The sequence below is a fragment of the Pelomonas baiyunensis genome, assembly GCF_043555935.1.
Classification (GTDB): domain Bacteria; phylum Pseudomonadota; class Gammaproteobacteria; order Burkholderiales; family Burkholderiaceae_C; genus Pelomonas; species Pelomonas baiyunensis.
In genome coordinates, this window is sequence record NZ_JBIGIB010000004.1 from 360,391 (window position 1) to 382,906 (window position 22,516).

At 70.2% G+C, this 22,516-nt stretch carries 21 protein-coding genes; 6 read left to right on the top strand and 15 right to left on the bottom strand.

The genetic code is table 11. From position 1 onward, the window contains the following. Window positions 1-21 precede the first annotated feature (21 nt). From mnmA to ACG01O_RS15820, 3 genes are read left to right on the top strand one after another with little or no spacing between them, the layout of a single operon-like run. Window positions 22-1,140: a tRNA 2-thiouridine(34) synthase MnmA gene (gene mnmA, locus ACG01O_RS15810; protein ID WP_394386036.1), complete on the top strand. Its 1,119-nt coding sequence runs from the start codon at window positions 22-24 to the stop codon at window positions 1,138-1,140. Beyond that, the gene (locus ACG01O_RS15815; protein WP_394386037.1) at window positions 1,137-2,348 is read left to right on the top strand and encodes a sensor histidine kinase; all 1,212 of its coding nucleotides are present in this window, start codon (window positions 1,137-1,139) and stop codon (window positions 2,346-2,348) included. Before mnmA ends, ACG01O_RS15815 begins: the two co-directional genes overlap by 4 nt. Continuing rightward, entirely contained in the window at window positions 2,330-2,992 is a 663-nt protein-coding gene (locus ACG01O_RS15820) for a response regulator (RefSeq protein WP_394386038.1), read from the top strand. The genes ACG01O_RS15815 and ACG01O_RS15820 overlap by 19 nt, the downstream gene beginning before the upstream one ends. 19 nt (window positions 2,993-3,011) lie before the next feature. Here ACG01O_RS15820 and ACG01O_RS15825 read toward each other — a convergent pair whose 3' ends face one another. Then, window positions 3,012-3,506 carry a CAP domain-containing protein gene (locus tag ACG01O_RS15825; protein WP_394386040.1) on the bottom strand — a complete coding sequence of 165 codons (495 nt, stop codon included), beginning with the start codon at window positions 3,504-3,506 and terminating at the stop codon, window positions 3,012-3,014. 49 nt (window positions 3,507-3,555) lie between these two features. Between ACG01O_RS15825 and ACG01O_RS15830 the strand changes: the two genes are divergently transcribed. Continuing rightward, window positions 3,556-3,987 (top strand): hypothetical protein, encoded by a 432-nt coding sequence (locus ACG01O_RS15830; protein ID WP_394386041.1) that lies wholly within the window; start codon window positions 3,556-3,558, stop codon window positions 3,985-3,987. Window positions 3,988-4,088: 101 nt separating this feature from the next. Here the strand turns inward: ACG01O_RS15830 and ACG01O_RS15835 are convergent, their stop codons facing one another. From ACG01O_RS15835 to gspG, 12 genes are all read right to left on the bottom strand, one after another. After that, window positions 4,089-7,262 carry a S8 family serine peptidase gene (locus tag ACG01O_RS15835; protein WP_394386043.1) on the bottom strand — a complete coding sequence of 1,058 codons (3,174 nt, stop codon included), beginning with the start codon at window positions 7,260-7,262 and terminating at the stop codon, window positions 4,089-4,091. A gap of 29 nt (window positions 7,263-7,291) precedes the next feature. Next, window positions 7,292-8,059: an NF038120 family PEP-CTERM protein gene (locus ACG01O_RS15840; RefSeq protein WP_394386045.1), complete on the bottom strand. Its 768-nt coding sequence runs from the start codon at window positions 8,057-8,059 to the stop codon at window positions 7,292-7,294. Between the two features lie 267 nt (window positions 8,060-8,326). Next, window positions 8,327-8,893 (bottom strand): hypothetical protein, encoded by a 567-nt coding sequence (locus tag ACG01O_RS15845; RefSeq protein ID WP_394386046.1) that lies wholly within the window; start codon window positions 8,891-8,893, stop codon window positions 8,327-8,329. Beyond that, window positions 8,880-9,281 (bottom strand): type II secretion system protein, encoded by a 402-nt coding sequence (locus ACG01O_RS15850; RefSeq protein WP_394386047.1) that lies wholly within the window; start codon window positions 9,279-9,281, stop codon window positions 8,880-8,882. The genes ACG01O_RS15845 and ACG01O_RS15850 overlap by 14 nt, the downstream gene beginning before the upstream one ends. Before the next feature lie 11 nt (window positions 9,282-9,292). After that, a complete protein-coding gene (locus tag ACG01O_RS15855) occupies window positions 9,293-9,802 on the bottom strand; it encodes a type II secretion system protein (protein ID WP_394386048.1) in 510 nt (169 codons plus the stop codon). After that, a complete protein-coding gene (locus tag ACG01O_RS15860) occupies window positions 9,802-12,006 on the bottom strand; it encodes a secretin and TonB N-terminal domain-containing protein (protein ID WP_394386049.1) in 2,205 nt (734 codons plus the stop codon). The genes ACG01O_RS15855 and ACG01O_RS15860 overlap by 1 nt, the downstream gene beginning before the upstream one ends. Window positions 12,007-12,121: 115 nt before the next feature. Continuing rightward, on the bottom strand, window positions 12,122-12,673 hold the full coding sequence (locus tag ACG01O_RS15865) for a hypothetical protein (RefSeq protein ID WP_394386050.1): 552 nt from the start codon (window positions 12,671-12,673) through the stop codon (window positions 12,122-12,124). A gap of 2 nt (window positions 12,674-12,675) precedes the next feature. Next, window positions 12,676-13,197 carry a hypothetical protein gene (locus ACG01O_RS15870; protein ID WP_394386052.1) on the bottom strand — a complete coding sequence of 174 codons (522 nt, stop codon included), beginning with the start codon at window positions 13,195-13,197 and terminating at the stop codon, window positions 12,676-12,678. Beyond that, entirely contained in the window at window positions 13,194-14,369 is a 1,176-nt protein-coding gene (locus ACG01O_RS15875; RefSeq protein WP_394386053.1) for a hypothetical protein, read from the bottom strand. The genes ACG01O_RS15870 and ACG01O_RS15875 overlap by 4 nt, the downstream gene beginning before the upstream one ends. After that, entirely contained in the window at window positions 14,362-15,903 is a 1,542-nt protein-coding gene (locus tag ACG01O_RS15880; protein WP_394386054.1) for a GspE/PulE family protein, read from the bottom strand. Before ACG01O_RS15880 ends, ACG01O_RS15875 begins: the two co-directional genes overlap by 8 nt. A 607-nt stretch (window positions 15,904-16,510) precedes the next feature. Continuing rightward, window positions 16,511-17,698, bottom strand: a complete 1,188-nt coding sequence (locus ACG01O_RS15885; RefSeq protein WP_394386055.1) for a type II secretion system F family protein — start codon at window positions 17,696-17,698, stop codon at window positions 16,511-16,513. Further along, window positions 17,698-18,114 carry a type II secretion system major pseudopilin GspG gene (gspG, locus tag ACG01O_RS15890; RefSeq protein ID WP_394386056.1) on the bottom strand — a complete coding sequence of 139 codons (417 nt, stop codon included), beginning with the start codon at window positions 18,112-18,114 and terminating at the stop codon, window positions 17,698-17,700. Before gspG ends, ACG01O_RS15885 begins: the two co-directional genes overlap by 1 nt. A gap of 718 nt (window positions 18,115-18,832) precedes the next feature. Here gspG and ACG01O_RS15895 point away from each other — a divergent pair. Further along, window positions 18,833-19,594 (top strand): sulfite exporter TauE/SafE family protein, encoded by a 762-nt coding sequence (locus tag ACG01O_RS15895; RefSeq protein WP_394386057.1) that lies wholly within the window; start codon window positions 18,833-18,835, stop codon window positions 19,592-19,594. A gap of 41 nt (window positions 19,595-19,635) precedes the next feature. After that, window positions 19,636-20,454, top strand: a complete 819-nt coding sequence (locus tag ACG01O_RS15900; RefSeq protein WP_394386058.1) for an HDOD domain-containing protein — start codon at window positions 19,636-19,638, stop codon at window positions 20,452-20,454. An 84-nt stretch (window positions 20,455-20,538) separates the two neighbouring features. Here the strand turns inward: ACG01O_RS15900 and ACG01O_RS15905 are convergent, their stop codons facing one another. Both ACG01O_RS15905 and ACG01O_RS15910 read right to left on the bottom strand, forming a co-directional pair. Beyond that, window positions 20,539-21,528: a GGDEF domain-containing protein gene (locus tag ACG01O_RS15905; protein WP_394386059.1), complete on the bottom strand. Its 990-nt coding sequence runs from the start codon at window positions 21,526-21,528 to the stop codon at window positions 20,539-20,541. A gap of 87 nt (window positions 21,529-21,615) precedes the next feature. Continuing rightward, window positions 21,616-22,494: an amino acid ABC transporter substrate-binding protein gene (locus tag ACG01O_RS15910; protein ID WP_394386060.1), complete on the bottom strand. Its 879-nt coding sequence runs from the start codon at window positions 22,492-22,494 to the stop codon at window positions 21,616-21,618. Window positions 22,495-22,516: the final 22 nt, after the last annotated feature.

Here is a 22,516-nt window from a genome sequence, read left to right on the forward strand (position 1 = left end):
CATTTGGGACAATCCGGAACCATGAGTTCCGCAGAAAAGAAGCACCGCGTCGTGGTCGGCCTGTCCGGCGGCGTGGACTCCGCCGTGACCGCCCACCTGCTCAAGCAGGCGGGGCACGAGGTCGTCGGCATCTTCATGAAAAACTGGGAAGACGATGACGACGACGAGTACTGCTCGACGCGTCAGGACTTCCTGGACGCCGCCTCAGTGGCCGACGTGCTGGGCATCGAGATCGAGCACGTCAACTTTGCCGCCGAGTACAAGGACCGCGTCTTCGAGAGCTTTCTGCACGAGTACCAGGCCGGCCGCACGCCCAACCCCGACGTGCTGTGCAACGCCGAGATCAAGTTCAAGGCCTTCCTGGACCACGCGATGCGCCTGGGCGCGGAAAAGATCGCCACGGGCCATTACGCCCGCGTGCGCGAGGTGGACGGCGAGTTCCAACTGCTCAAGGGGCTGGACCCGCTGAAGGACCAGAGCTACTTCCTGCACCGCCTGAGCCAGGCGCAGATCAGCAAGGCGATGTTCCCGGTCGGCCATCTGCCCAAGACGGAAGTGCGTCGCATCGCCGCCGAGATCGGCCTGCCCAACGCCAAGAAGAAAGACTCGACCGGCATCTGCTTCATCGGCGAGCGGCCGTTCCGCGAGTTCCTGAACAAGTACCTGTCGCACCAGCCCGGCCCCATCAAGGACGAGCGCGGTCGCAAGCTCGGCCAGCACGTGGGCCTGAGCTTCTACACGCTGGGCCAGCGCCAGGGCCTGGGCATCGGGGGGCTCAAGGACAAGGGCGCGCAGCGCGGCGGCGGCGAGCACGAGCCGTGGTTCGTGGCCGCCAAAGACATTCCGAACAACACGCTGATCGCCGTGCAGGGGCACGACCACCCGCTGCTGCTCAGCCCCGCCCTGGCGGCCGACGACCTGAGCTGGATCTCCGGCCAGCCGCCCGCCGCCGGCCCCGCCGCGGCCAAGACCCGCTACCGCCAGGCCGACGCGCCTTGCAGCGTGGGGTTCGCTACCAACGGCCAGTTGCTGCTGCGCTTCCCCGAGCCGCAATGGGCCGTGACGCCGGGGCAAAGCGCCGTGCTGTACGACGGCGAGGTGTGCCTGGGCGGTGGCGTCATCTCGGCCGCCCTGGCATGACCCGTTTCGATCGCCTGCTGGCGCGCCTGGCCGAGCCCGGCGTGGTGCTGCGGCTGGCGGCGCTGGTGGTGTGCGTGATGGAGCTGGTGAGCGCCGGCGCCGCGCTGGCTGGCGCGCGCACCGAGCCCTACGACGGGCTGCTGGCCCGGCTGTGGAGCGCGGCCGGCGGCGGCGTGAATGACCGCGGCCTGCTGCTGCTGTGCGTGGCCCTGCTGCTGGTGTTCGTGGCGCTGATGTGGCGCCTGGCCAGCCAGGGCGGCAGCGTGGTGGCCGTGAACCGCCGGCTGGCCTGGCTGCTGCTGGTGGACCTGCTGGCCTACAGCGTCACGCCCGGCCTGCCCTTCCTCGTCACGGCACTGGCCGCCGTGCTGCTGCCGGCGCGGCTGGCGCTGGGCTTCGGCTTCGCCCAGGTGCTGCTGAACACCGGCATCTACGCTGCGCCGCAGGCCGCGGCCTGGTGGGACCAGTTCGGCCTGCTGTCATCCATGCTGGCCCTGCACGGCCTGGCCTTCGGCCTGGGCCGCATGGCCGCGGCCGAGAGCGAAAAGCGCCGCTGGCTGCAGGCCGTGCTGGCCGAGCAGACCGCCGGCGAGCAGCTGCTGGCCGAGCAGATGCGCTACAGCGAGCGCATGACCATCGCCCGTGAGCTGCACGACCTGATGGGCCACCACCTCACGGCGCTGAACCTGCAACTGCAGCTGGGCGGCGCGCTGCTGGCCCGCAATGACACGGGCGGCGCCGGCCAGGCCATGAGCCGCGCCGAGGGCGTGGCTGCGCAGCTGCTGGCCGATGTGCGCGAGGCGGTGTCGCAGCAGCGCAGCTCGCGGCGCATCAACCTGTCGGCGGCGCTGCAGGCGCTGGCCGAGGGCATTGCCAGCACCCGCATCGAGCTGACGCTGGACGACGCCGCGCGCGACCTCGGCCCCCGCACCGCGCACGCACTGCTGCGCAGCGTGCAGGAAGGCGTGACCAACAGCGTTCGCCACGCCGGCGCGCGGCGGGTGCAGGTGGAACTGCGCGGTGAAGGCGACGAGGTGAGCGTCAGCATCGACGATGATGGGCGGGGTGCGCCGCACTGGCACACCGGCCGGGCTGGCAATGGCCTGTCCGGCATGACCGAGCGCATGACCGAACTGGGCGGGCAGATGCGTGTGACGCGCACCAGCCCGGGTTTCCGAATCGAATTGAGATGTCCGCGATGGATGTGATCAAGATCCTGCTGGTTGAAGACCAGCAACTGGTGCGCGAGGGCCTGAAGGGGCTGCTGGCGCTGCACGACGAGCTGCGCGTGGTGGGCGAGGCCAGCGACGGCGCCGAAGCGCTGGAATGGCTGAACACCACGGCCGCCGAGGACATGCCCGACCTGATCCTGTCGGACATGCGCATGCCGCGGCTGGACGGCATCGGATTGATCCGCGCGCTGGCCGCGCGCGCGCTGCGCCTGCCCGTGGTGCTGCTCACCACCTTCGACGACACCACCGCCTTTGACGAAGCCGTGCGCGCTGGCGCCCGCGGCTTCCTGCTCAAGGCCATCAGCCCCGAGACGCTGGCCCAGGCGCTGCGCGACGTGCACGCCGGCGGCACCGCGCTGCGCCCGTCGCTCACCACCCGCATGGAAGCCAAAGGGGGCGAGCGCGCGTTCACGGCGGCCGATCACCCGGACCCGCTTTCACCGAAGGAACTGCAGGTGCTGCGCCTGGTGGCCAGCGGCCGCTCCAACACCGAGATCGCGGCCCTGCTGGGCAACAGCGAAGGCGTGATCAAGAACCACTGCTCGGCCATCTTCTCCAAGATGGGCGTGCGCGACCGCACGCAGGCGGTGTTGCGCGCGATCGACCTGGGCTGGATCTGAGCCCTCGAGCGGCGCCGGGTCAGGGCGCCCGCGCCGGCTGCGCCAGCTGCAGCACCCAAAAGCGCTCCAGCGCCCCGGAACCGGTCGCACAGGCCAGTCCGAATTCCTGAAATTCGGGGGCCATCAGGTTCTCGCAGTGCAGGGGGCTCGCCATCCACTGCTCCAGCACCTCGTCGAGCGTCTCGGCACCGCCGGCCACGTTCTCGGCAGCGGTCCGCATGGCATAGCCACTCTCGCGCAGGCGCGCACGCAGGGCCTGGCCTGCGGTGTTGAGGTGAGACAGCCGGTCTTGGGTCGCCAGGTCCTGCGCAAAACTCCGCGCACTGGCATCGAGCGCCGGATGCGCCCGCACCGGGCCCGCGTTCGCCATGCGGCGGTTGCCGCACATCGCGCCCTGCGCCCGCAAGGCGTTGATCTTGTCCAGGGCTGGCAGCAAATCGATGGAGCAGGCCGGTTGAGCCTGCACCGCCACCACACCCCACCACGCCAGCATCCCAAGCATCACCTTGCGCATCACCGCATCGTAGTTGCCAAAGGGGCACGGCGCGCCGCAAGATCCGGCCATGAAGCTCCGCCCCTGGATCACCGGCATCACCCTCCCCGCCTTGTGCGTCGCCCTGCACGCCTGCGCCCACCCTCCCGTGACGCCTGCCCCGGCGCCACCGGCTGCCGCCGCGAGCGAACCCGAGTCCTTGCGCCTCACGCGCGAACTGCGCGCGTTGGTGGAGCCTGCCGCCTGCACGGCCGACGCCCAATGCGCCACCTTGCCCGTTGGCGCCAAAGCCTGCGGCGGGCCTGCCGGCTACTGGGCCTGGGCACCGCAGTCGGCCCACGCCGAACGCGTGCGCGCCACAGCCCAGCGCCTGGCCGAAGCGCAACGCCAGGAAAACGACGCCCGCGGCCTGCGCTCCAACTGCGCGGTGACCCCCGACCCCGGCGCCGTCTGCACCGCAGGGCGCTGCCAGCTGCGCAGCGCAGCTGACGCCGCACGCTGACCCGCCCCAACCCGCGCGACAGGCATAAAAAAGCCGCAGGCCTTGCGACCTGCGGCTGGCGGTGCAACCGGCCGCCCGCGGGCGACCGGTGACGGGACCGCTTATTGCGCCTTGGCGACTTCGGACACCTTGGACGACACCGTGGCCGGCTCGTTCAGAACCGGCACGCTGCCGTCGGTCACGACACGCAGCACCGTGGTGGTTTGTGCGTTGCCCGACAGGTCGGTCAACTGGAAGCCACCCAGCACGCGCTTGCCCGTGGGCAGGCCCGACCAAGTCAGGCCGACGGTGGCCGTGCTGCCCGCGTAGACCTGGCTCGGCAGCGCGACACGGATGCCCGTGCCTTCACCCGGACTGACGATCCAGCTGGACAGCTGGTGGGTCATCGTCGGGCCATCGCCACCGTAGGCGGCCACGCACACCTTGTAGGTGCCGGCGGTCGGGGCGGTGATTTGCACCGCCTCGTTGGAGCCGTCGTTGCCCGAGTACACGCTGGTGGTGTTGTTCGGGTACAGGACCATCAGGTCGTTGTCGTCACCGGCAGCGCCCACGTCGGCATCACGCAGCGCGAAGCGCGCCACCATGGCACCGGCCGGCACCGTGAAGCTGTAGACCTTCACGCTGGCCGTGTCCACGCCGGCCTGGCAGACGGCCTTCAGACCCGTGCTGCTGATGGCTTGCGGCGTCAGGGTGGCCGCCGGGCTCATCGTCACGTCCTTGAAGCCACCCACCTTGGAGCCCATGCGACCGTTGAAGCCGGTGCGCACGGTCATCAAACGGGTGCCCGAAGCCGTGTTGGCCGTCAGTTCAGCCGGAGCCGTGATGGACTTGCCCACCTTGGCCTGCACCGGGATGCGCACGTTGTGCGAGCCATCGGTCCACACCAGTTGGCCGTAGCTCCACACGCCTTCAGCCGCCGTGGTCGGCGTGATCTTGACCGTGAAGCTGGCCGAAGCGCCCGGTGCCAGGGTCAGCGATGCCGGCGTCACCGTGGTGGTGAAGCCCGGCAGGCTGATGGCGGGGGTGTAGGTGGCCGTCGTGGCGCCCACGTTCGTGACCGTGCGCGGCACGTTCACGCTGCCCACCACCGTGCCCACCGTGATGGACGGCAGGTTCAGTTCGTAGGTTTCACCCAGGGTGCCGATGGTCGTGCAGTCCGAGGCCGGCGACACCGCAGCGCGGTTCACCTTGCACTGGTACTTGACCCAGTCGTTCTTGCCGGCGTTGTAGACCAGACCCGGATCGGTCGCGACGTTGGGCTGCACATGGCCCGCGCCTTGCGACCAGGGCAGCAGGCCGTTGGACAGGCCGGCCACGCCGTCGTTCAGCGTGGAGTACGCCGTGGTCATCAGCGCCGACTTGATGGCGCCCGGACCCCAGGTCGGGTGGGCTTGCTTGAGCAGCAGTGCCAGGCCCGCCACGTGCGGGCTGGACATCGACGTGCCCTGGTACGAGGCCCAGGCAGCGCCCGGCACCAGCGTGCCGTTGGCCACGGCGTCACGGTCGGCCTGGTTCAGGGCCGGCGTCACCTGCGCAATGATGTCCACGCCCGGTGCGGTCAGGTCCGGCTTCATCACGTTGCTGTCGCCCTGGTTGGGGCCACGCGACGAGAAGTTGGCCATGAACGGCGCTGCCGTCGTGCCGATGTAGAAATTGCTCACCGCGCCAGTCGCACCGGCGGTCTGGGCATAGGTCTTGATCAGCGCGCCGTCAGCGGCCGACACGTGCACGGTCGGCACCGAGTGGGCTTCGGCCACGGGACCCGCGCCGTTGTCCACCAGCACCATGCCGACGCCGCCGGCGTTCTTCACGGCCAGGCTCTTGTCCACGCGGGCATTGGTGCCGCGGGTGCAGACCACGATCTTGCCGGTGACCTTGGCGGGATCCAGCGTCACTTGCGAAGCGGCTGCCGCGGCGGCCGCATCGCTGAAGCACAGGCTGGCGTTGCCACCCAGACCCGCGTCTTCGGCGCGGATCATGGGCGTGCCAGCAGCCACGGAACCTTGGGTCAGCGAGGAGCCGGTGTACTTGGCGCCGTTGCCCAGCGTTGCATCGCCCGAGAAGGCGCGGTCGTGGGTGGAAGCACCCACGGTGGTCAGCCAGGGGCTGACGTGCGCCACAGCCGTGCCCGGGCCGCTGTTGCCGGCCGAAGCGGCCACGAACACGCCCGCCAGCGCGGCACGGTAGAAGGCTTGTTCCACCGGGTCGTTGACCGAGGTCTGCGAGCCGCTGATGGAGAAGTTGATGACGTTGACGCCATCGGCCACGGCACGGTCGATGGCCGAGACCGAGTCGGACGTGTAGCAGCTGTTTTGGCTGCCGGTGCCGTCGGTGGCAGCCGGGTTGTCGTAGGTCCAGCAGACCTTGTACGAGGCCACGCGAGCGCGCGGGGCAACGCCGGAGGCTTGGCCCAGGGCCAGGCCGTTGACGATGGCCGTCACGTTGGCGTTGCCGGCCGCCGTCGAGGCGGTGTGGTCACCGTGGCCACCGTGGCCGGTGGCGCCACCCACGGAGTCACGACCGGAATCGGGGAAGTCGGTCCAGTGCAGGGTCTGACCGGACTGCTTGAAGCCGGCGTTGAAGTGGCGGATGCCGATCAGCTTGTTGTTGCAGTGCTTGGCCGGGTCGATGCCGGGGCCTGCCACGCAGGTGCCGCTGAACGAGGCCGGTGCTGGGCCGTAGGCCAGGGCGTCGGCGGGGTTGTTGCTGGGCACGCCGTTGGCATCCACGCGGTCGAAGAACGCGGGGTTCTCAGGCCAGATGCCGCCGTCAACGATGCCGACCACCATGTTCTCGCCCTTGATGGCCGAACCACCGATGGACTGCGACCACAGGCCGCCCGCAGCCGTCAGGCCCAGGAACTTGCTGGTGGAGATGGTGTCGACCTTGCGGGCTTCGTCTTGCCAGAGGCCGGCCACCTGGGCATTGGCGCTCAGCGCACGGGCCTCGTCATCCGTCAGGCTGGCCGCAAAACCGTTGAACACCGTGTTGTAGGTGGCCAGCACGGGGGCGTTGCCCACCAGCGACAGCACGTTGCTTTGCTGCTGACTCAGGTAGTTCACATAGGCCTGCACCGCAGCGCTGCTGTAGCGGAACGGTTCGCCGGCGGTGGGTTGCGTGGCGGCGTAGCCAGGCACGGTGCCTTGGTAGGAGGCAGCGGGTTCGTCCTTCAGTTGGACGATGTAGGTCTTGCGGTCCTGCGCAAAGGAGCTCGTGGCCAGGCCGGAGAGCAGAACCAGCGTCGCCAGTGCGGCGGGCTTCATCTTCATGTTCATCTCAGAATCCTTGTCGGCGTGTGCGGGGATCAGGCGGCGCGGCGGCGGCGTGCGCCTGCAGCAGCCAGACCGGCGAGGCTGACCAGCGCCAGGCTGGCCGGCTCGGGCACGTGCTCGATGGTGATGTCATCCAACGCGAACTGGGCGCGGTCGGTCGAGAAGGCCGAGCAGCTGCCCGCCACGCCCGGCGTCGGGCAGGCGAAGCCGTAGGCGTACACGTAGTCGAACTCGATGTTGCCGAAGGTGCCCGTGTTGATCGTGCCGAAGTTCAGGGCGCCGTTGGCGTCCAGACCGGTCAGCGCGAAGGTGGCGATGGTGGACGCGCCGTTGCGGATGCCTTGCAGGCGCACGTAACCCGGGATGGCCGCGATCGGATCACCGTTGCTGATGAAGCTGGCCTTGAAGTTCTTGACCGAGAAGCGGAAGCCATCGGTCGAGCCCATCACCATCACGGCGTCGTCCAGCAGGCCGAGGTAGGTGCTCGGGTTGTTGCTGGGGCAGGTGATGCTCCAGCAGGTGCTGGCGTCGGAGCCGTTGCCCATGAAGCCCACCAGATCGCCCGCCACGGCCGAGGCCGAGTTGGAGAACGGGCTGAAGTACATGGTGCGGCCTGCCAGGCCGGCCTGGTAGAACTCGTCACCACTGCCCAGCAGATTCGAGCCGGGGTAGCTCAGGAACGGGGACGCATCGATCGGCGCCTCGAAATTGATCGTGGTGCGCAGCACGCCTGCCTGCGCGCTCATCGAGGCGGCGGCAGCAGCCATCGCCAAGGCGAGCGTGGTCAAAGCCTTCTTCATCAAACTTCTCTCTTTCTGTGCAAGTTGAATCAACTCCGTGCAGGCGAGCAGCGCTGTTGGCGCTGCGACATCTCTGACAGCCTGATCGACCCATCGCTGGATGCCCTGCCGACAGTCCCTAGAAGTTGGGACTGACTGGGGTGCCGATTCTGGGCGCGGCAAAATTCACGCCTATCCCAAATTCCCCGGCACCCAAGCAGGGGGGTCTAGGGTTTTTCTGGATGCTTGTCGCGCTTGGGCTCAGGGTTTTTCCTGCAGAGCGCCAGGTCAGCGGGTCGCGGCGGAGGCCGCGCTGGCCGCACTCGCGGCGCTGGCGGCCGCCTGGGCCGGGTCCACGCTGGGCGAGGTCAGGGCCTCGCGCCCATGGTCGCGGGCCGCAAACACCAGATCGCGCGCCTGTCGCACCGGGTCGCCGTTGGGGGCGAAAGCGCGCAGCAGCGGCTGCGTGGACCGGCTGCGCACCGCGCTGAAGCGGCCGGGCTGGCCCGCCTCGGGCACCAACTCCCAGTCGGCCTCGCCGGTGAACGGGTCAACGTACCGGCGGCGCAGGTGATGCCGCACCTGGGGGCCGCGGTCGTCGACCAACAACTCCTCCAGACTGCGCGGGTATTGCTGCGGCGGCGTGGGCGTGGCTTCGGCGTAGGCCGCCAGCGCGCGGGCAATCTCGGCGCCGCGGAACATCAACTCGCGCTCGCGCTCCCGTTGTGCGGCGGTGTGCCAGGCCTGGCCCAGCGCCGCCAGGCCCGCGGCCGTGAGGGCCACCAGCAGCAGCACGGCGAGGTAGCTGTAGCCGCGCTGCCCACGGCACCGTGCCGCAGGCTCACCAGTCGGCATACAGCCTGCCGTCGGCCGAGCGCCCGGCCGCGCCGCTGCGCACGTCCCACACCCGGCCGCTGGTCTGCATCTCGCTCGGCGGGGGCAGTTCCACCCAGGTGTCGTGGCGGGCGGTGAACGGGTCTTCCGGAATGGCCCGCACGTAGCGGGCGGCGGCCAGTTCCTGCAGCGACTCGGGGTAGCGGCCCTTGTCCGCGGCGTATTGGTCCAGCGCGTCGCGCAGGGTCGTCAGCGACTGCAGCAAGGCCGCTTCCTTGCTTTTGTGCAGGGACGCGAAGTAGCGCGGCGCGGCAATGGACGCCAGCAGCGCCACGATGGCCATCACCACGATGAGCTCGATCAGCGTGAAGCCGCGTCGGGTGCGGCGCGCGGCGGGAAGCAGTGGCATCGCGGGGCGCATCACCAGTCCTTCAGCCGTGTGCCGTCCAGCGCGAGGCGCTCGGAGCGGGAGAACACGTCGAACACGTCTTTGCCGGCGCGGGGGTTGTCGGGCGGACTGTCGTAGGCGCGCAGGCCCCAGGTCTCGGCGGGACGCAGGTCGGCCGGTGCGAAGGGGTCGCGCGGCAGGCGGCGCAGGAAGTACAGCTTGCGGCCCTCGGCTGAGCGCGCGTCGGGCACGCCGTCCACCAGCAGGTCCAGCCGGGCGGGGTAGCCGCTGTCTTCGGGGCTGCGGGCGATGGCGCCGATTTCGGTCGCGCGGCGGTAGGCGTCCAGCGCTTCGCGCAGGGTTCGCAGGCCCTGGCGCAACTCATGTTCACGGCTGCGCTGCACCGACAACTCCAGCAGCGGCCGCGCCGCCGACGCCAGCACGCCGAGCATGGCCAGCACCACCAGCATCTCGATCAGCGTGAAGCCGCGCACCGCGCGCCCCGGCGGGGCGCCGTGTGCGAGGAGCCGGCCTGCGTCCATCAACGGGCCGCGTCCACGGTCAGCAGGCCCGAGCCATCGACCCGCACGCTTGCGGTCTCGCCATTGAGCCCGCTCGCCTGCAGCGCGCCCAGGCTGATGTTGAGCACCTGGCCCGCGGCAGCCGGCAGCGCGCGCAGCACCACCACCCGGTCGCCGCGCGGCGACAGCTCCACCGGGTAGCGGCCCGGCGTGCTGCCGGGCAGGGGTTGGGCAGGGGCCAGCCGGGTGGCGTCGTACTCCACCTCGCCCTTGATGGTCAGGCCGCTATCGTTCTTCAGCGCCACCGACACCGTGCCGCCCGCGGGCACCTGGGGTGTGACGTCCAGCTTCAGGCCGGCTTCGGTGGGCGCGGCGGGCGGCGTGGGTGCTGCCGCAGGCGCGGTCGCACTGACAGCGGGGCTCACCGCCGGCACTGCACTGCCAGCCGTGCCCGGCGCGCCGCCCACGCGGGCATCGCGGCGCAACAGGCTGCTGAAGGCGCCGGGGCTGCCGTCCACGCCGCTGGGCAAGCGCGTGAGCGAGGCATCGGGCACGGCCAGGTTGCGCACCACGCGCGGCGTGATCAGCAGCACCACTTCGGTCTTGTTGCGGGTGTCGCTGTGCGTGCCGAACAGCCGCCCCAGCAGCGGAATGCGCGACAAGCCCGGAATGCCGGACGCACTCTTGCGGTCCTCGTCGTTGATGAGTCCGGCCAGCACCTGGGTTTCGCCATCGGCCAGGCGCAGCGTGGTGGCCGTCTTGCGCGTGCCGATCTCGTAAGCCGTGGTGCCGCCAGGGCCGGCCACCTGGCGGATCAGGTTGCTGACCTCCAGGCCCACCTTGATGACCACGTCGTTGTCGAGCTGGATGGTGGGCTCGACATCGAGCTTGAGGCCGATGTCCAGGTAATTCACCGACGCGGCCACGGACGTGGCGCCGGTGAAGTTGGTGGTGGTGGTGAACACCGGCAGCTTCTGGCCGATGTGAACGTTGGCCTTGTCGCGGTTGCGCACCCGGATCTTGGGGTTGGCCAAGGTGTTGGTGTTGCCGGCCGACCCACGCAGCGTGGCGACCACCGCCGGGTTGGCAATGCTGGCGCGGAAGTTGATCGGGTTGCGTCCGCCCACGAACACTTGCGCCGGGATGTTGCCGGTCGCGTCGCTGATGCCCAGGCTGGCGGTCTCGGGCCACTGCAGGCCCAGCGTCTCGACCTGGTCGGTGGCCAGCTCCATCACCTCCACCTCCAGCATCACCTCGGGCTCGGGCAGGTCCACCGAGGCGATGAGCTTCTCCACCAGGCGCAGCACCTCCGGCGTGTCGCGCACCACCAGCAGGTTGAGCCGCTCGTCGATGTGGATGTCGCGCACCTTGGCAATCGTGCGCACCAGGGCTTGCACCTGCTTCACATCGGCATTGGTGAGGTAGAGCGTGCGGGTGATGAGCTCCTGGTGCTCGCGCTGCTTGGCCGAGGTGTTGGGAAAGATCAGCACCGAGGTGTCGTTCAGCAGCTTGCGGTCCAGCTGCTGGGTGTTCAGCAGGATGCGCATCGCTTCGTCCAGCGTCACGTTGCGCAGGAACAGCGTCACGCGGGCATCACCGCGCACCTCTTTGTCGAACACGAAGTTCACGCCGCTGGAACGGGCGAGGGACTCGAACACCTGGCGCAGCGGCGCGTCGCGGAACTCCAGCGTGACCGGCTTCTGAAAAGCCGCGCCCAGTTCGCCCACCGCCGACTCCAGCGGCCGCGCCTGGGCCACCTGGCTGGCCAGCAGGCGGGCGCCGGGGTGTTGGGGCGACTCGGCCAGCACCTCGCGGGCGGTGGCGTCGGCCCGGTCGATGCGGCCTTCTTTCAACGCGACGCGGCCTGCGGCCAACTGCACGTCCTGGCGGCGGCTGCGTTCGACTTCGGTCGTCAGCGCGGCCAGGCGCGGGTGCTTGGCGTCGGCCAGGGCCAGCTGGCTCAGCAGCGCGGCCGCCTCATCCCAACGCCCGGCGCCGCGCAGCGCCTCGATCTGCAGGATGAGCCGGGCCGTGGCCTGCTCGCGGGCGCGCACCTGCGCAGCGCGCAGCTGCGGGTTGGCCGGGTCTTGCGCCACGGCGTCGTTGAGCACGCGCAAGGCCGCGGGCCACTGGTTGGCGCGGCCCAGGTCTTCGGCCTGGCGCAGCGCCGGGTTGGCGCAGGCCGTCAGCAGGGCGACAAGCAGCAACGGAATCAGCTTCTTCATGCGAGGTCTCCGCGCCAGACGGTCCCGATCGAGCGACCGCCGCGACACCGGCTCTGCCGGGCCGCCAGCGGTGCCCCCTCGCAGGGGGCGGCCCAAGGCCGTTGGGGGTGGTCGTTCATGGCACAGCCTTGAAAACAATCGTCTGAGGGAGCGGGCCGGGCAGCCAAGTCAGGCGCACACCGGCGTCCGACACCTGTTCGACACGCCACTGGCCGTCGAGCACGTCGCCGGCCTTGACGCTGAGCGCCTTGTTCGGGCCGCTGAGCAAGGCCACCTGCACCGCGCGCGCGCCCTCGCCTTCGATCAAACGGCCGATCATCTGGTAAGGCGCGGGCGGCGCCACGGGCGGCGGCGGCGGGGGCTGCACGCTGGCCTGGGCAGGCACGGCCTGCGCGGGCGGAGGCGGCGGGGGCTGCCAAGCGGCGAGCTGCGCGTCCGACACCTCGGCCCACGCGGGGCGCGCCGGGGCCGAGGCGGCCGCGCCTGTGGCAGCGGCGGTCGATGGTGCCGATGCCGCCAAGGCGGCGCGCGCCCCCACCCGGTCGGCCGCGCGCAGCGGCCGGGCGGCCGCCACCGGGGCCTCGTCGTCCGGCTGCGTGGCCAGCCACACGGTGGCGGCCACGGTCAGGCCCAGTGCGCCGGCCAGCACATATTGACGCGGCGTCACGCTCATGGCGCCGCCCGCCCGTGCAAGGACCACTGCATCTCCGCCTCCACCTCCGCCGCCTGGGGGCTCACGCGGCGCAGTTTGATCGCATCCAGGCTCAGCGCGGGGTCATGCGCCAGCGCGGCGGCAATGAACCGCCGCACCTGCGCGTAGCGGCCGGTCACCGGCAGCGTCACACGCAAGCGCTCCAGGCCCTCGCTGGTGCTCAGGCGGTGCTCGGTGCGCGCGGGGTTCAGGTCCAGGCGAATCGCCAGTTCCAGCAAGTCCGCCAGGCGCTGCTGGCGGTCGGCCGGTGCCGGCAAGCTCGCCTGCCACTGCTGCACGCTCAAGGGCGCCTCGGCCGTGGCCTGCGGCCGGGCCTGGGCGCGCAAGGCCCGGGCTTCGTCTTGCAGGCGCTGGGTCTGCGCGTCCCAGCGCTGGCCCAGCCCGGCCAACACCGCAGCCGCCACAAGCGCCCCCACGCCCACCAGACCCGGCCCACCCAGCCGGGCTCCGGCCCTGAGCACTTCACGGACTGACGTCATGAGCCGCCTCCGGTGGCCACGCGGGCTTGAATCTCGAAGCGCTGGCCCACCAGCCCCGTCTCGGCCGCCGAGAAGCGCGACAGCACCACCTGGCGCCAGCCCGGCGTGGTGCCGAGCTGCTCGGCCAGTTGCAGCGCCAGCAGCTTGTCTGGCGTCAGCCCCTCCAGCCGCAATTCGCCGCGCGCGGCGTTGGCCTCCAGCCCCAGCCAGGCGATGGACCGGGCCTCAGCACCGGTGGTCTCGACGCGCGTGAACACCGGCTCCCACGGCATGGCCAACAAGCCGCGGGCTTCCGCAGCAGCCCGGTTCTCAGTCGGTGCGGTGCGGGTGCTGCGGGCTGGGGCCGATGTGGGCGCGGATGTGGGCGCGGATGTGGGCGCCAAGGTCGGGCGCACCGCGGCCACGCGGTCGCGCGCCGCCTGCGCCACGTCGCGCAGTTGGTGGCTCTGCACCGCGCCCCACGCGGCCGTGGCCAGCACCAGCGCCCCGGTCGCGGCCAGCGGCCAGGCCAGGGGCGAACGCGCGCCGCGGGGCAGGAAATCCGGTTGCGGCGTGGCCGGGCCGGGCTGGGGCGCGCCCACATCGGCGGGGCTGCCCACGGCCAACGGTGCGGCCTGCGCGGGTCCGTCCAGGTCGGCCAGGGTGTTCACGCGGCGCACTTGCAGGCCGCTCACCTGGCCCCGCTCCAGTTGCACCACCACCGCCACGGCGCCCTCGTGCCAGACCACCCGGCCCGAGCCGGCGCGCGTGGCGGCCGGCAGCGAGGCCAGCCACACGGCCCAGGCCGGTCGCACCGCGGCCAGGCGCACGCCTGCAGCCTCGGCTTGCGACAGCAGCGACGCGAGCTCCAGCCCGTGCAGGGCAGAGGCGCCCCGCGCCCCGCCAGCCTGCCAGGGGGCGATGGCAAATCGCTGGGCGGCCGCGCCGAAGTAGTGCACGAACTGCTGTTGCGCGTAGGCCTGCACGGCGTCCAGGTCGGCCAAGGGCAGGCCCGGCTCGCACACCAGTTCGTGCAAGGCGCAGGCCGACACCACCAGCTCCACCGCCGTGCCGGGGTGCGCGCGGCACCAGGCCCCGAATTCCTCGCCGCCGGGCGTGACGAACACGCGTTGCGGCGCCGCCAGCCGTGCGCTCAGCCGCTGGCGCAGGCGCTGAATCCACGAATCACTCATCGAGCGTGACACGTTCCAGCTCCTCAAACGTCGTGTCGCCCCGGCACACGGCGGCCAGCGCCATCTCCCGCAGCGACTTCATGCCGCGTGCGCGCGCCGCAGCCTTGATCTCGGACATCGGCGCCCGCGCCGCGATCAGGTCGCGCAGGCCGTCGTCCAGCTTCAGCAGCTCCGCCACCGCGCGGCGGCCCTTGTAGCCGGTGCCCCGGCAGTGGCCGCAGCCCTCGCCCTTCATGAAGTTGCCATTGCTCCCGCCACCCGCCGGGCCGGGGCTGACATTCAAGCCATGCCGCGCCAGCGTGGCCGCGTCGGGCGTGAACGGCTGCGCGCAGTGCTTGCACGTGAGGCGCACCAAACGCTGGGCCAGCACGGCGTTCAGGGCCGACACCACGTTGTACAGGTCCAGCCCCATGTGCATGAAGCGGCCGATCACATCGAACGCGTTGTTCGCGTGCACGGTGCTGAACACGAGGTGGCCGGTCAGCGCGGCCTGCACGGCGATCTGGGCCGTCTCGGCGTCGCGGATCTCGCCCACCATCACGCGGTCGGGGTCGTGGCGCAGGATGGACCGCAGACCGCGCGAGAAGGTCAGCCCCTTCTTCTCGTTGACCGGAATCTGCACCACGCCGCTGAGCTGGTACTCCACCGGGTCTTCGATGGTGATGATCTTGTCGGCGCCAGTGTGGATCTCGGCAAGCGTGGCGTACAGCGTGGTGGTTTTGCCCGAGCCGGTCGGCCCGGTCACCAGCAACATGCCGTGCGGCTGCCGGGCCTGGTGGCGGATGGCGGCCCGCTCGTCGTCGTCGAACCCCAGAGCGTCCAGCGTCAGCGTGCCGGCACGGGCGATGGCGGCGCGATCCAGGATGCGGATGACCGCGTCCTCACCGAACACGCTGGGCATGATGGACAGGCGGAAGTCGATCTCGCGGCCCTGCACGCGCAGCTTGAAGCGGCCGTCCTGCGGCAGCCGGCGCTCGCCGATGTCGAGCTCAGCCATGACCTTCAGCCGCGACACCAACTGCTCGGCCACCTGCGGGCTCTCGACCTGGCGCACCACGGCCATCACGCCGTCCACCCGGAAGCGGATCACCGCGCCGCGGGCTGTGCACTCGATGTGGATGTCAGAGGCGGTGTCCTGCAGCGCGTCGTACAGCGTGGCGTTGAGCAGGCGCACCACCGGGCTGGCCTGTTCGGACAGGGCCAGGGCCGACAGCTCCTCGGTGTGGTCTTCGACGGCGCCCAGCGCATCCTCCACGTCCGACAGCGCGCGAAAGTCCGCCTCGCCCGCGCCGAGGAAATGCGTGACGGCCTCGGCCGACGCACGCTGCCAGCCCACCGGCGCGTTCAGCCGCGCTTCGATGCTTTGCAGCAGCATCGCGTCTTCGTCGCGCTCGGCCAGCAGCACGCGGCGGCCGTTGGCGCCCACAGCCAGCACGGCGCGCCAGCGCTGGGCCTGAGCCTGGGGCCATTGCTCGAAGTCCAAGTGCCAGGGGCCTTGGTCGGCGGGGAGGCAGTCGTGGAGGGAGGTGGTCATGGCTTGGCACCTTGGGGTGTTGGGCCGCCGTGATGCCGGGAGTTCGCCCCAGCGGGCGACCTACTTTTGGGGCCGCCAAAAAGTAGGCAAAAACCTCGCCCCGCCCGCAGCACAGCTGCGGGTTCCCTGCGGTACTCAGGCCTTGAAGCTCCGCACAAAACTCCCTTCGCTACGCTTCGGTCAAACAGTTGCGCGGAGTCAGTTCTTGAAGTGCGCTGCGCGCACGGCTTCAAGGCCTTCCGTTCCTCGGCGGTGCTCAAGGGGCCAACACGAACAGCCGGCACCAGCCGGCTTTCGGGCTTGGCGGTTGGTCGTTGGGCTGCTGGGCATTCCCCTTCAAAACCGCTGAGAAGCGCAGAAGCCCAGGGCGTGCGCGAAGCGCACTTCAAGAACTGACTCGCGGCGCCTGTTTGAGCAGAGCGTAGCGGCGCGAGTTCGCCGCGGCCCTGGGTTCCGAGCATCGCAAGGCAGCCCGCAGGGCCGGTTTTGCAGGGGCGGCTTCTTTGCCTACTTTCTTGTCCGCACAAGAAAGTAGGTCGCCCGCCGGGGCGAACTCCCGGCATGGGCCGACGCGGCAAGCCAGCGTACCGAAACAGCAAGCCACCCATCACTGCACCTGCTCCACCAACTGAAAGATCGGCAAATACATCAGCACGATGATCCCGCCGATCAGCACGCCCATGATGAGCATCAGCGCCGGGTTCACGAGGCGCGACAGCAAGTCCGTCAGCCGGGCGGCCTCTTCGTCGTGGAAGGCGGCGGCGCGCTCCAGCATGGCGGCCACCTCGCCGCTGCGCTCACCCACGCGCAACATGCGGCGCGCCACCGGCGTGGCCAAATCCTGCGCCTCGAAGGCGGCCGACAGCCGCTCACCCCGCTCGATCTGCGCCGCTGCAGCCTGCACGGCAACACGCCAGGGTGCGGCCACCACGTCGACCACGATCTTCAACGCCGCCAACGCCGGCACGCCCGACGCCAGCAGCATGGCCAGCGACCGGTACAGCCGCGCCAGCGCCAGCACGCGCAAGCGCGGGCCCAAGCCCGGCAGCGTCCACAGCGCGGCCAGCGCGCGCTGGCGCACGGCGGGTTGCTGCACCAGCGCGTAAACGGCGAAGGCCACGGCAGCGATGCCCCCGATGACCCACCCCGGATGCGCGCCGGCGGCCTGGCCGAACTCAATCAGCACCCGCGAGGCCCAGGGCAGCTCGCCCTGCGTCTGTTCCAGGATGCCCGCAAAGCGCGGCAGCACATACAGCAACAAAAACAGGATGACCGCCCCGCCCACGCCCAGCAGCATCAACGGGTAGACCAAGGCAGCCACCAGGCGCGAGCGCAGCGCATCCACCCAGGCCAGGTAGCGCGCGTGCTGGGCCAGCGCCACCGAGAGCTGGCCGGTCTTTTCGTTCGCGGCCACGATGGCGCACATCAGCTCGTCGAACGCTTGCGGCTGCTGGCGCAATGCCACCGACAGGGGCTGGCCTTGTTCGATCTGGCCAATCACCGCGTCCAGCGCCGCACGCACGCCGGGCTGGGCTTCCTTCTCGCGCAGGGTGCTCAGGGCTTCGAGCAAGGCGATGCCGGCGTCCAGCAGCACGGCCAGCTCCTGGCTGAAGAGTTGCAGCGGGAAGCGCGCGCGCCGGGACCGCCCGGGCGCGGCCGCCACCAGTTCGCGAACCTCCAGCACGTGCTGGGGCGGCACCCCGAGCACCGCCGCGACGGCCGCGCGGTCGGGGGCGTCCACCCGCTCGGCACTCACCGCGCCCCCGCGCAGCACGCGGGCCTGGAACACGGCCATCACCAACTGGTGAGGTCGGCGTCCTCACCCTCGCCGCCGGGGCGGCCGTCCTTGCCCAAGCTCAGCAGGTCGTACTCGCCATGCTCGCCGGGGCTGCGGTACTGGTAGTCGTTGCCCCAGGGGTCCTTGGGCACGGCCTTGGACAGGTAGGGGCCGGCCCACTTGGGCTCGTCTGCCGGCTTGGTGACGAGCACGGCCAGGCCTTGGTCGGTGCTCGGGTAGCGGCCCACGTCCAGGCGGTATTGATCCAGCGATTTGGTCAGCGCATCGATCTGCGCGCGCGCCGCCTTCACCTCACTCTTGCCGATTTGCCCGAAGAACTTGGGGCCGACATACCCGGCCAGCAGGCCGATGATGACCATGACAACCAGGAGTTCAAGCAGCGTGAAGCCGCGGGCGCGGTGGGACAGGAACATGGCAAAGGGGGGTACTGCGGGAGCGCGACTGTTCAACGGCGAACGGCCCGCGGCAATCGGGATTTGACCGCCCCGCATTCTCAGGCCCGCCCCACCGCGCGCCGCCCGCCGCGCGCGACAGCGCCGCCGCCACCGCACGTTGGCTTTGTGCAACAGCGCAGAACCCCGGCAATCGCGGGGCGGCGCTGCAGGCGCGAAGGGCTGCCAGCCCCGCCCGGCAGCTCGAAAAGCACCCCGCTTCATGGGAGAAATGCACTCGCAAGCGGCTCGACCCTACTTGTCTCGCAGGCGACAAAACCCACCTCCCCGCCCCAAAATTGCACACATTCGGTGCATTCGTGCACCGTTCGCGGCCAACGAACCCGGGGTTACCCCAGTGTTGTGCACCGCAGCAGGGCAATACATTTTCGTCACTCGACGCGGTTCCGGGCTCCGGTCCAGGACCGCCGGGCGGGTTGTGAGGAGACAAGACAAGCGCTAAACGCACCAGGTTGCTTCGTAACCCCGAAGACAATCACACCGGCCACCAAGGCACCCCTTGGTGGCCGTTTTCTTTGTGCCCTCGCCCAGCGCACGGCGCTGTACGGGGTCAGGCCCTCAAAGGAATGGCGATGGACCGGGCATCGAGTCTGATCCGCATTGCCAGACAAGCCCGTCTGGGGCGGCCCGGGGCTCGGCCCGAAGACGGCACTGCGGCCTTGCGGCCATCACCGAACCCATGCTTGAACTCGCAACCGTTGCCCTCGCCTCCTTGCTCGCCGGCTTCATCGACGCCGTGGCCGGCGGGGGCGGCCTGATCCTCACGCCGGCCCTGTTCAGCACCTTCCCTGCGGCGGCCCCGGCCACGCTGATGGGCTCGAACAAGGGCGCGGCTATCTGGGGCACGGCCTGGGCCACGGCGCAGTATGTGCGGCGCGTGTCGCTGCCCTGGCGGCGGCTGCTGCCGGCGGCCGTGTTGGCCGGGGCCGGCAGCTTCACCGGCGCCTGGGCGCTGACGCTGGTGAGCCCGGACGGCCTGCGCAAGGCGCTGCCGCTCGTGCTGCTGGCCGTGTTCCTGTACACCCTGGCCAAGAAAGACCTGGGCCGCGACCACGCGCCGCGCTTCCAGGGCCGGGCCGAAGCCCTGGTGGCCAGCACGATCGCGCTGGCGGTCGGCTTTTACGACGGCTTCTTCGGCCCGGGCACCGGCAGCTTCTTCGTGTTCCTGTTCGTGCGCGTGCTCGGTTACGACTTCCTGCACGCCTCGGCCACAGCCAAGCTGATGAACCTGGTGACCAACGGCTTCGCAATTGCGCTGTTCGTCAGCAAGGGCCACATCTGGTGGCATGTGGCCGCTGTGATGGCGGTGACCAACGTGATCGGCAGCCTGGCCGGCACGCGGCTGGCGCTGAAGCACGGCGCGGGCTTCGTGCGAGGGGTGTTCATCACGGTCGTGGGGGCGCTGATTGTCAAAACTGCCTGGGACGCCTTCTTCCGCTGAACTACCATCAGCGTCCGTCCTGAGCCTTCTGTCTGCCCACCATGTCTGTCGATCCTCAACTGCGCAATCTGGACATCGAGATCCCGACCCAGCCCGAGGTCCTGGTCAAGCTGTCATTGCTGATGGCGGCCGAAGACATCGACCTGCAAGCCATGTCCTCCCTCGTGGAAACTGACATGGCCCTGGCGGCTGCGGTGATGAAGGCGGTGAACTCGTCGCTGTACGGCCTGCGCGGCCGGGTGCAGACGGTGCACCAGGCCCTGACCTACCTGGGCATGCGTGAAGTGGCCGCCATCACCTTCGAGATGGGCCTGCGCGCCGCATTCCCAGCCGCGGCGGAGCTGGAAACCGTGTGGTCCCGCGCCTCGCAGCGTGGCCTCTTGATGGGCCGCATGGGCCAGATGCTGGGCGTGGACCCCTGGGCCGCGCACTCGGCCGGCCTGTTCGAAGAATGCGGCAAGGCGGTGCTGTACCGCCACGCCCCGACGCACTACCCCGCCATGCTGCGCGCCGCCACTCGCGACGCAGAGCTGGTGGAGCTGGAGAAAACCGCCTTCGGCGTGAGCCACGATGCCCTGGGGGCCGCCCTGTGCGAAAGCTGGGGCCTGGCCCCGGCGGCCGTGGCCAGCGTGCGCCACCACGTGGAAATCCAAACCACCTTGACCATGCCCGAGAGCCTGGCCCGCCGCAGCGTGGCCGCCATCTCCACGGTCGCCTGGGCGCTGCTCAACCACGCGGATCAACTGGACGACATCGCCACCCAGATTGCGCCGCAAGCGCAGCTGGACGAGACCCTGGTGCTGCGCGCCGCCCGCCGAGTGAGCGAGCAATTGCAAGCCGCGCAAGAGCACGGCCGCTGACGCCCCGCCCGGCCGGCACGCCGGCCACGTTCGCAACACCTCCCACGCTTTCACGACACACCCGCCCCCGGCGGGTGAACCGGCTCAAGCCGCCAGGCTCATGCGGTCGCGCCCGGCGTGCTTGGCGATGTACAGCGCCTCATCGGCCGCCTGCAGCAGGGCTTGGGCGCTGAGGTAGGGGTGGGTCGGGCTGAACGCCGCCAAACCCACGCTCAACGTCAGGTCACCGCGGCCGTCGGGCAAGCGCAATGCACGCAGTTCGTCGCGCAGCAGTTCCAGCACGCCCTGCGCCTCACTCACGCCCACGCCAGGCAGCAAGGCCACGAACTCTTCGCCCCCCAGGCGGGCGACCACGTCGGTGTCGCGCTTGAACCGGTCGCTCAGCAGGCCGGCCACGCGCTGCAAGGCCGCGTCGCCCTCGTCCGTGCCGTGCACGAGGTTGAATTCCTTGAATTGATCGAGGTCCAGCACCGCCACGGCGAGCGGCCCGCGCAGCCGCTGGGCGCGCTTGAATTCCCGGCGCAGGGCTTCGTCGAACGCCCGCTGGTTGGCAATGCCCGTGAGGCTGTCGGTGCGGGCCAGGCTGGCCAACTCGCGCTTCTGGGCTTCCAGCGCACCGTGGGCCTCCTGCAGCAACTGGCGCTGCTGGCCCAGTTCGCGGCGCAGTTCGCGCACTTCGTGGTCTTGCTGCGAGAGCCGCGTGCGGGTCTGCTCCACGGCGTGGCCGATGCGGCCCAGCTCGGCCGACAACACCGCCCCCGCCTCGCCCGGCTCAGACCAGCCCACCGTGTGCGCGCCGGCCACCATGGCCTCGCAGCCCTGGGCCAGCTGGCGCAGCGGGCGCAGCAGCAGCGCCTCCAGCAGCAGCCACTGCGCGGCGCTGATCACCACCACCAGGCCCGCCAGCCGCACCAACCCCTCGGGCGAGGTGTCCAGGCTGTCCAGCGTCCATTCGATGGCCAGCAGCACCCCGGCTGTCACCAGCGGCAAGCCCAGGGCCAGTTGGAGCCGCAGCGATCCGACCGGTCGCGCCGCGACGGGGCTCAGGGGATCGGCGAGGGACTCGGTGCTCATGGCGGGGCTCGTGCGAGTCACAAATTGTGAGCGCGCCCCCCGCCGCCGTGCAGTGTGGGAACCTCGGGGTTTGTCAGGGGCCCGGGGTCAGTAGGGCACTTGATCCGAGGGATATTTCCAGAAATCCTTGAGCAGGTAGCTCATCGGCAGGTTCAGCGCCGTGCCTTTCGGGGGAATCGGCTTCAGGAACCAGCGCTCGTACAGCGCATGGGCCTCATGGCTGGTCACCAGGCGCTTCATTTCCTCGTCCACCAGCGACTTGAACTCCGGGTCGCCCTTGGGCAGCACGATGGACAGGGGCTCGATGGTCAGGAACTTGCCCACCACCTGGAACTTGGCGGCATCCGGCCGGGCCGACACCAGGCCGTACAGCAGCACGTCGTCCATGACGAAACCGTCCGCCTGCCCCGCGGCCAGCATCTCCATGGCCTTGGCATGGTCGGGCGCCTCCACCACACGGATGTGCAGAGCGCGCTCGTTGTTCGCCTGCGTGATGGACTTCAGCGGCGTGGTGCCCTTGGTGGACACCAGCGTCTTGCCGTCGAACTGCGACAGCTCGGTGATGCCGCTGTCCGCCCGCACCAGGTAGCGGGCCCCGGTGATGTAGTGCGGCACCGTGAAGGCCACCTTCTCGCGGCGCTCGGCGTTGTTGGTGGTGGAGCCGCATTCCAGGTCGGCCTTGCCTTCGGCCACCATCTGGATGCGGTTGGCCGGCGTCACCAGCAGGAACTGCGGCGTGAGGCTTTTGAGCTTGAGCCGCTGGCGCAGCGCGTCGGTCAGCTTCAGGCACAGGTCCACCGCATACCCGACCGGCTTGCCGTCAGGCAGCACATAGCTGAATGGCACGGACGACTCGCGGTGCGCCAGGACGATGTGGCCGCTGGACTGGATGCGGTCCAGCACGGGGCCGGCATGCGCCGACCACGCGGCACCCAGGGCGAGGCAAAGGCTGATCAGGCGTTTCATGCCGGCCATTGTGGGTCAGGCC

Excerpts from the sequence above, each read along its gene's own strand:
- mnmA (WP_394386036.1), top strand. The coding sequence starts at position 22 with ATGAGTTCCGCAGAAAAGAAGCACCGCGTCGTGGTCGGCCTGTCCGGC.
- ACG01O_RS15815 (WP_394386037.1), top strand. The coding sequence starts at position 1,137 with ATGACCCGTTTCGATCGCCTGCTGGCGCGCCTGGCCGAGCCCGGCGTG.
- ACG01O_RS15820 (WP_394386038.1), top strand. The coding sequence starts at position 2,330 with ATGTCCGCGATGGATGTGATCAAGATCCTGCTGGTTGAAGACCAGCAA.
- ACG01O_RS15825 (WP_394386040.1), bottom strand. The coding sequence starts at position 3,506 with ATGCGCAAGGTGATGCTTGGGATGCTGGCGTGGTGGGGTGTGGTGGCG.
- ACG01O_RS15830 (WP_394386041.1), top strand. The coding sequence starts at position 3,556 with ATGAAGCTCCGCCCCTGGATCACCGGCATCACCCTCCCCGCCTTGTGC.
- ACG01O_RS15835 (WP_394386043.1), bottom strand. The coding sequence starts at position 7,262 with ATGAACATGAAGATGAAGCCCGCCGCACTGGCGACGCTGGTTCTGCTC.
- ACG01O_RS15840 (WP_394386045.1), bottom strand. The coding sequence starts at position 8,059 with ATGAAGAAGGCTTTGACCACGCTCGCCTTGGCGATGGCTGCTGCCGCC.
- ACG01O_RS15845 (WP_394386046.1), bottom strand. The coding sequence starts at position 8,893 with ATGCCGACTGGTGAGCCTGCGGCACGGTGCCGTGGGCAGCGCGGCTAC.
- ACG01O_RS15850 (WP_394386047.1), bottom strand. The coding sequence starts at position 9,281 with ATGCCACTGCTTCCCGCCGCGCGCCGCACCCGACGCGGCTTCACGCTG.
- ACG01O_RS15855 (WP_394386048.1), bottom strand. The coding sequence starts at position 9,802 with ATGGACGCAGGCCGGCTCCTCGCACACGGCGCCCCGCCGGGGCGCGCG.
- ACG01O_RS15860 (WP_394386049.1), bottom strand. The coding sequence starts at position 12,006 with ATGAAGAAGCTGATTCCGTTGCTGCTTGTCGCCCTGCTGACGGCCTGC.
- ACG01O_RS15870 (WP_394386052.1), bottom strand. The coding sequence starts at position 13,197 with ATGACGTCAGTCCGTGAAGTGCTCAGGGCCGGAGCCCGGCTGGGTGGG.
- ACG01O_RS15875 (WP_394386053.1), bottom strand. The coding sequence starts at position 14,369 with ATGAGTGATTCGTGGATTCAGCGCCTGCGCCAGCGGCTGAGCGCACGG.
- ACG01O_RS15880 (WP_394386054.1), bottom strand. The coding sequence starts at position 15,903 with ATGACCACCTCCCTCCACGACTGCCTCCCCGCCGACCAAGGCCCCTGG.
- ACG01O_RS15885 (WP_394386055.1), bottom strand. The coding sequence starts at position 17,698 with ATGGCCGTGTTCCAGGCCCGCGTGCTGCGCGGGGGCGCGGTGAGTGCC.
- gspG (WP_394386056.1), bottom strand. The coding sequence starts at position 18,114 with ATGTTCCTGTCCCACCGCGCCCGCGGCTTCACGCTGCTTGAACTCCTG.
- ACG01O_RS15895 (WP_394386057.1), top strand. The coding sequence starts at position 18,833 with ATGCTTGAACTCGCAACCGTTGCCCTCGCCTCCTTGCTCGCCGGCTTC.
- ACG01O_RS15900 (WP_394386058.1), top strand. The coding sequence starts at position 19,636 with ATGTCTGTCGATCCTCAACTGCGCAATCTGGACATCGAGATCCCGACC.
- ACG01O_RS15905 (WP_394386059.1), bottom strand. The coding sequence starts at position 21,528 with ATGAGCACCGAGTCCCTCGCCGATCCCCTGAGCCCCGTCGCGGCGCGA.
- ACG01O_RS15910 (WP_394386060.1), bottom strand. The coding sequence starts at position 22,494 with ATGAAACGCCTGATCAGCCTTTGCCTCGCCCTGGGTGCCGCGTGGTCG.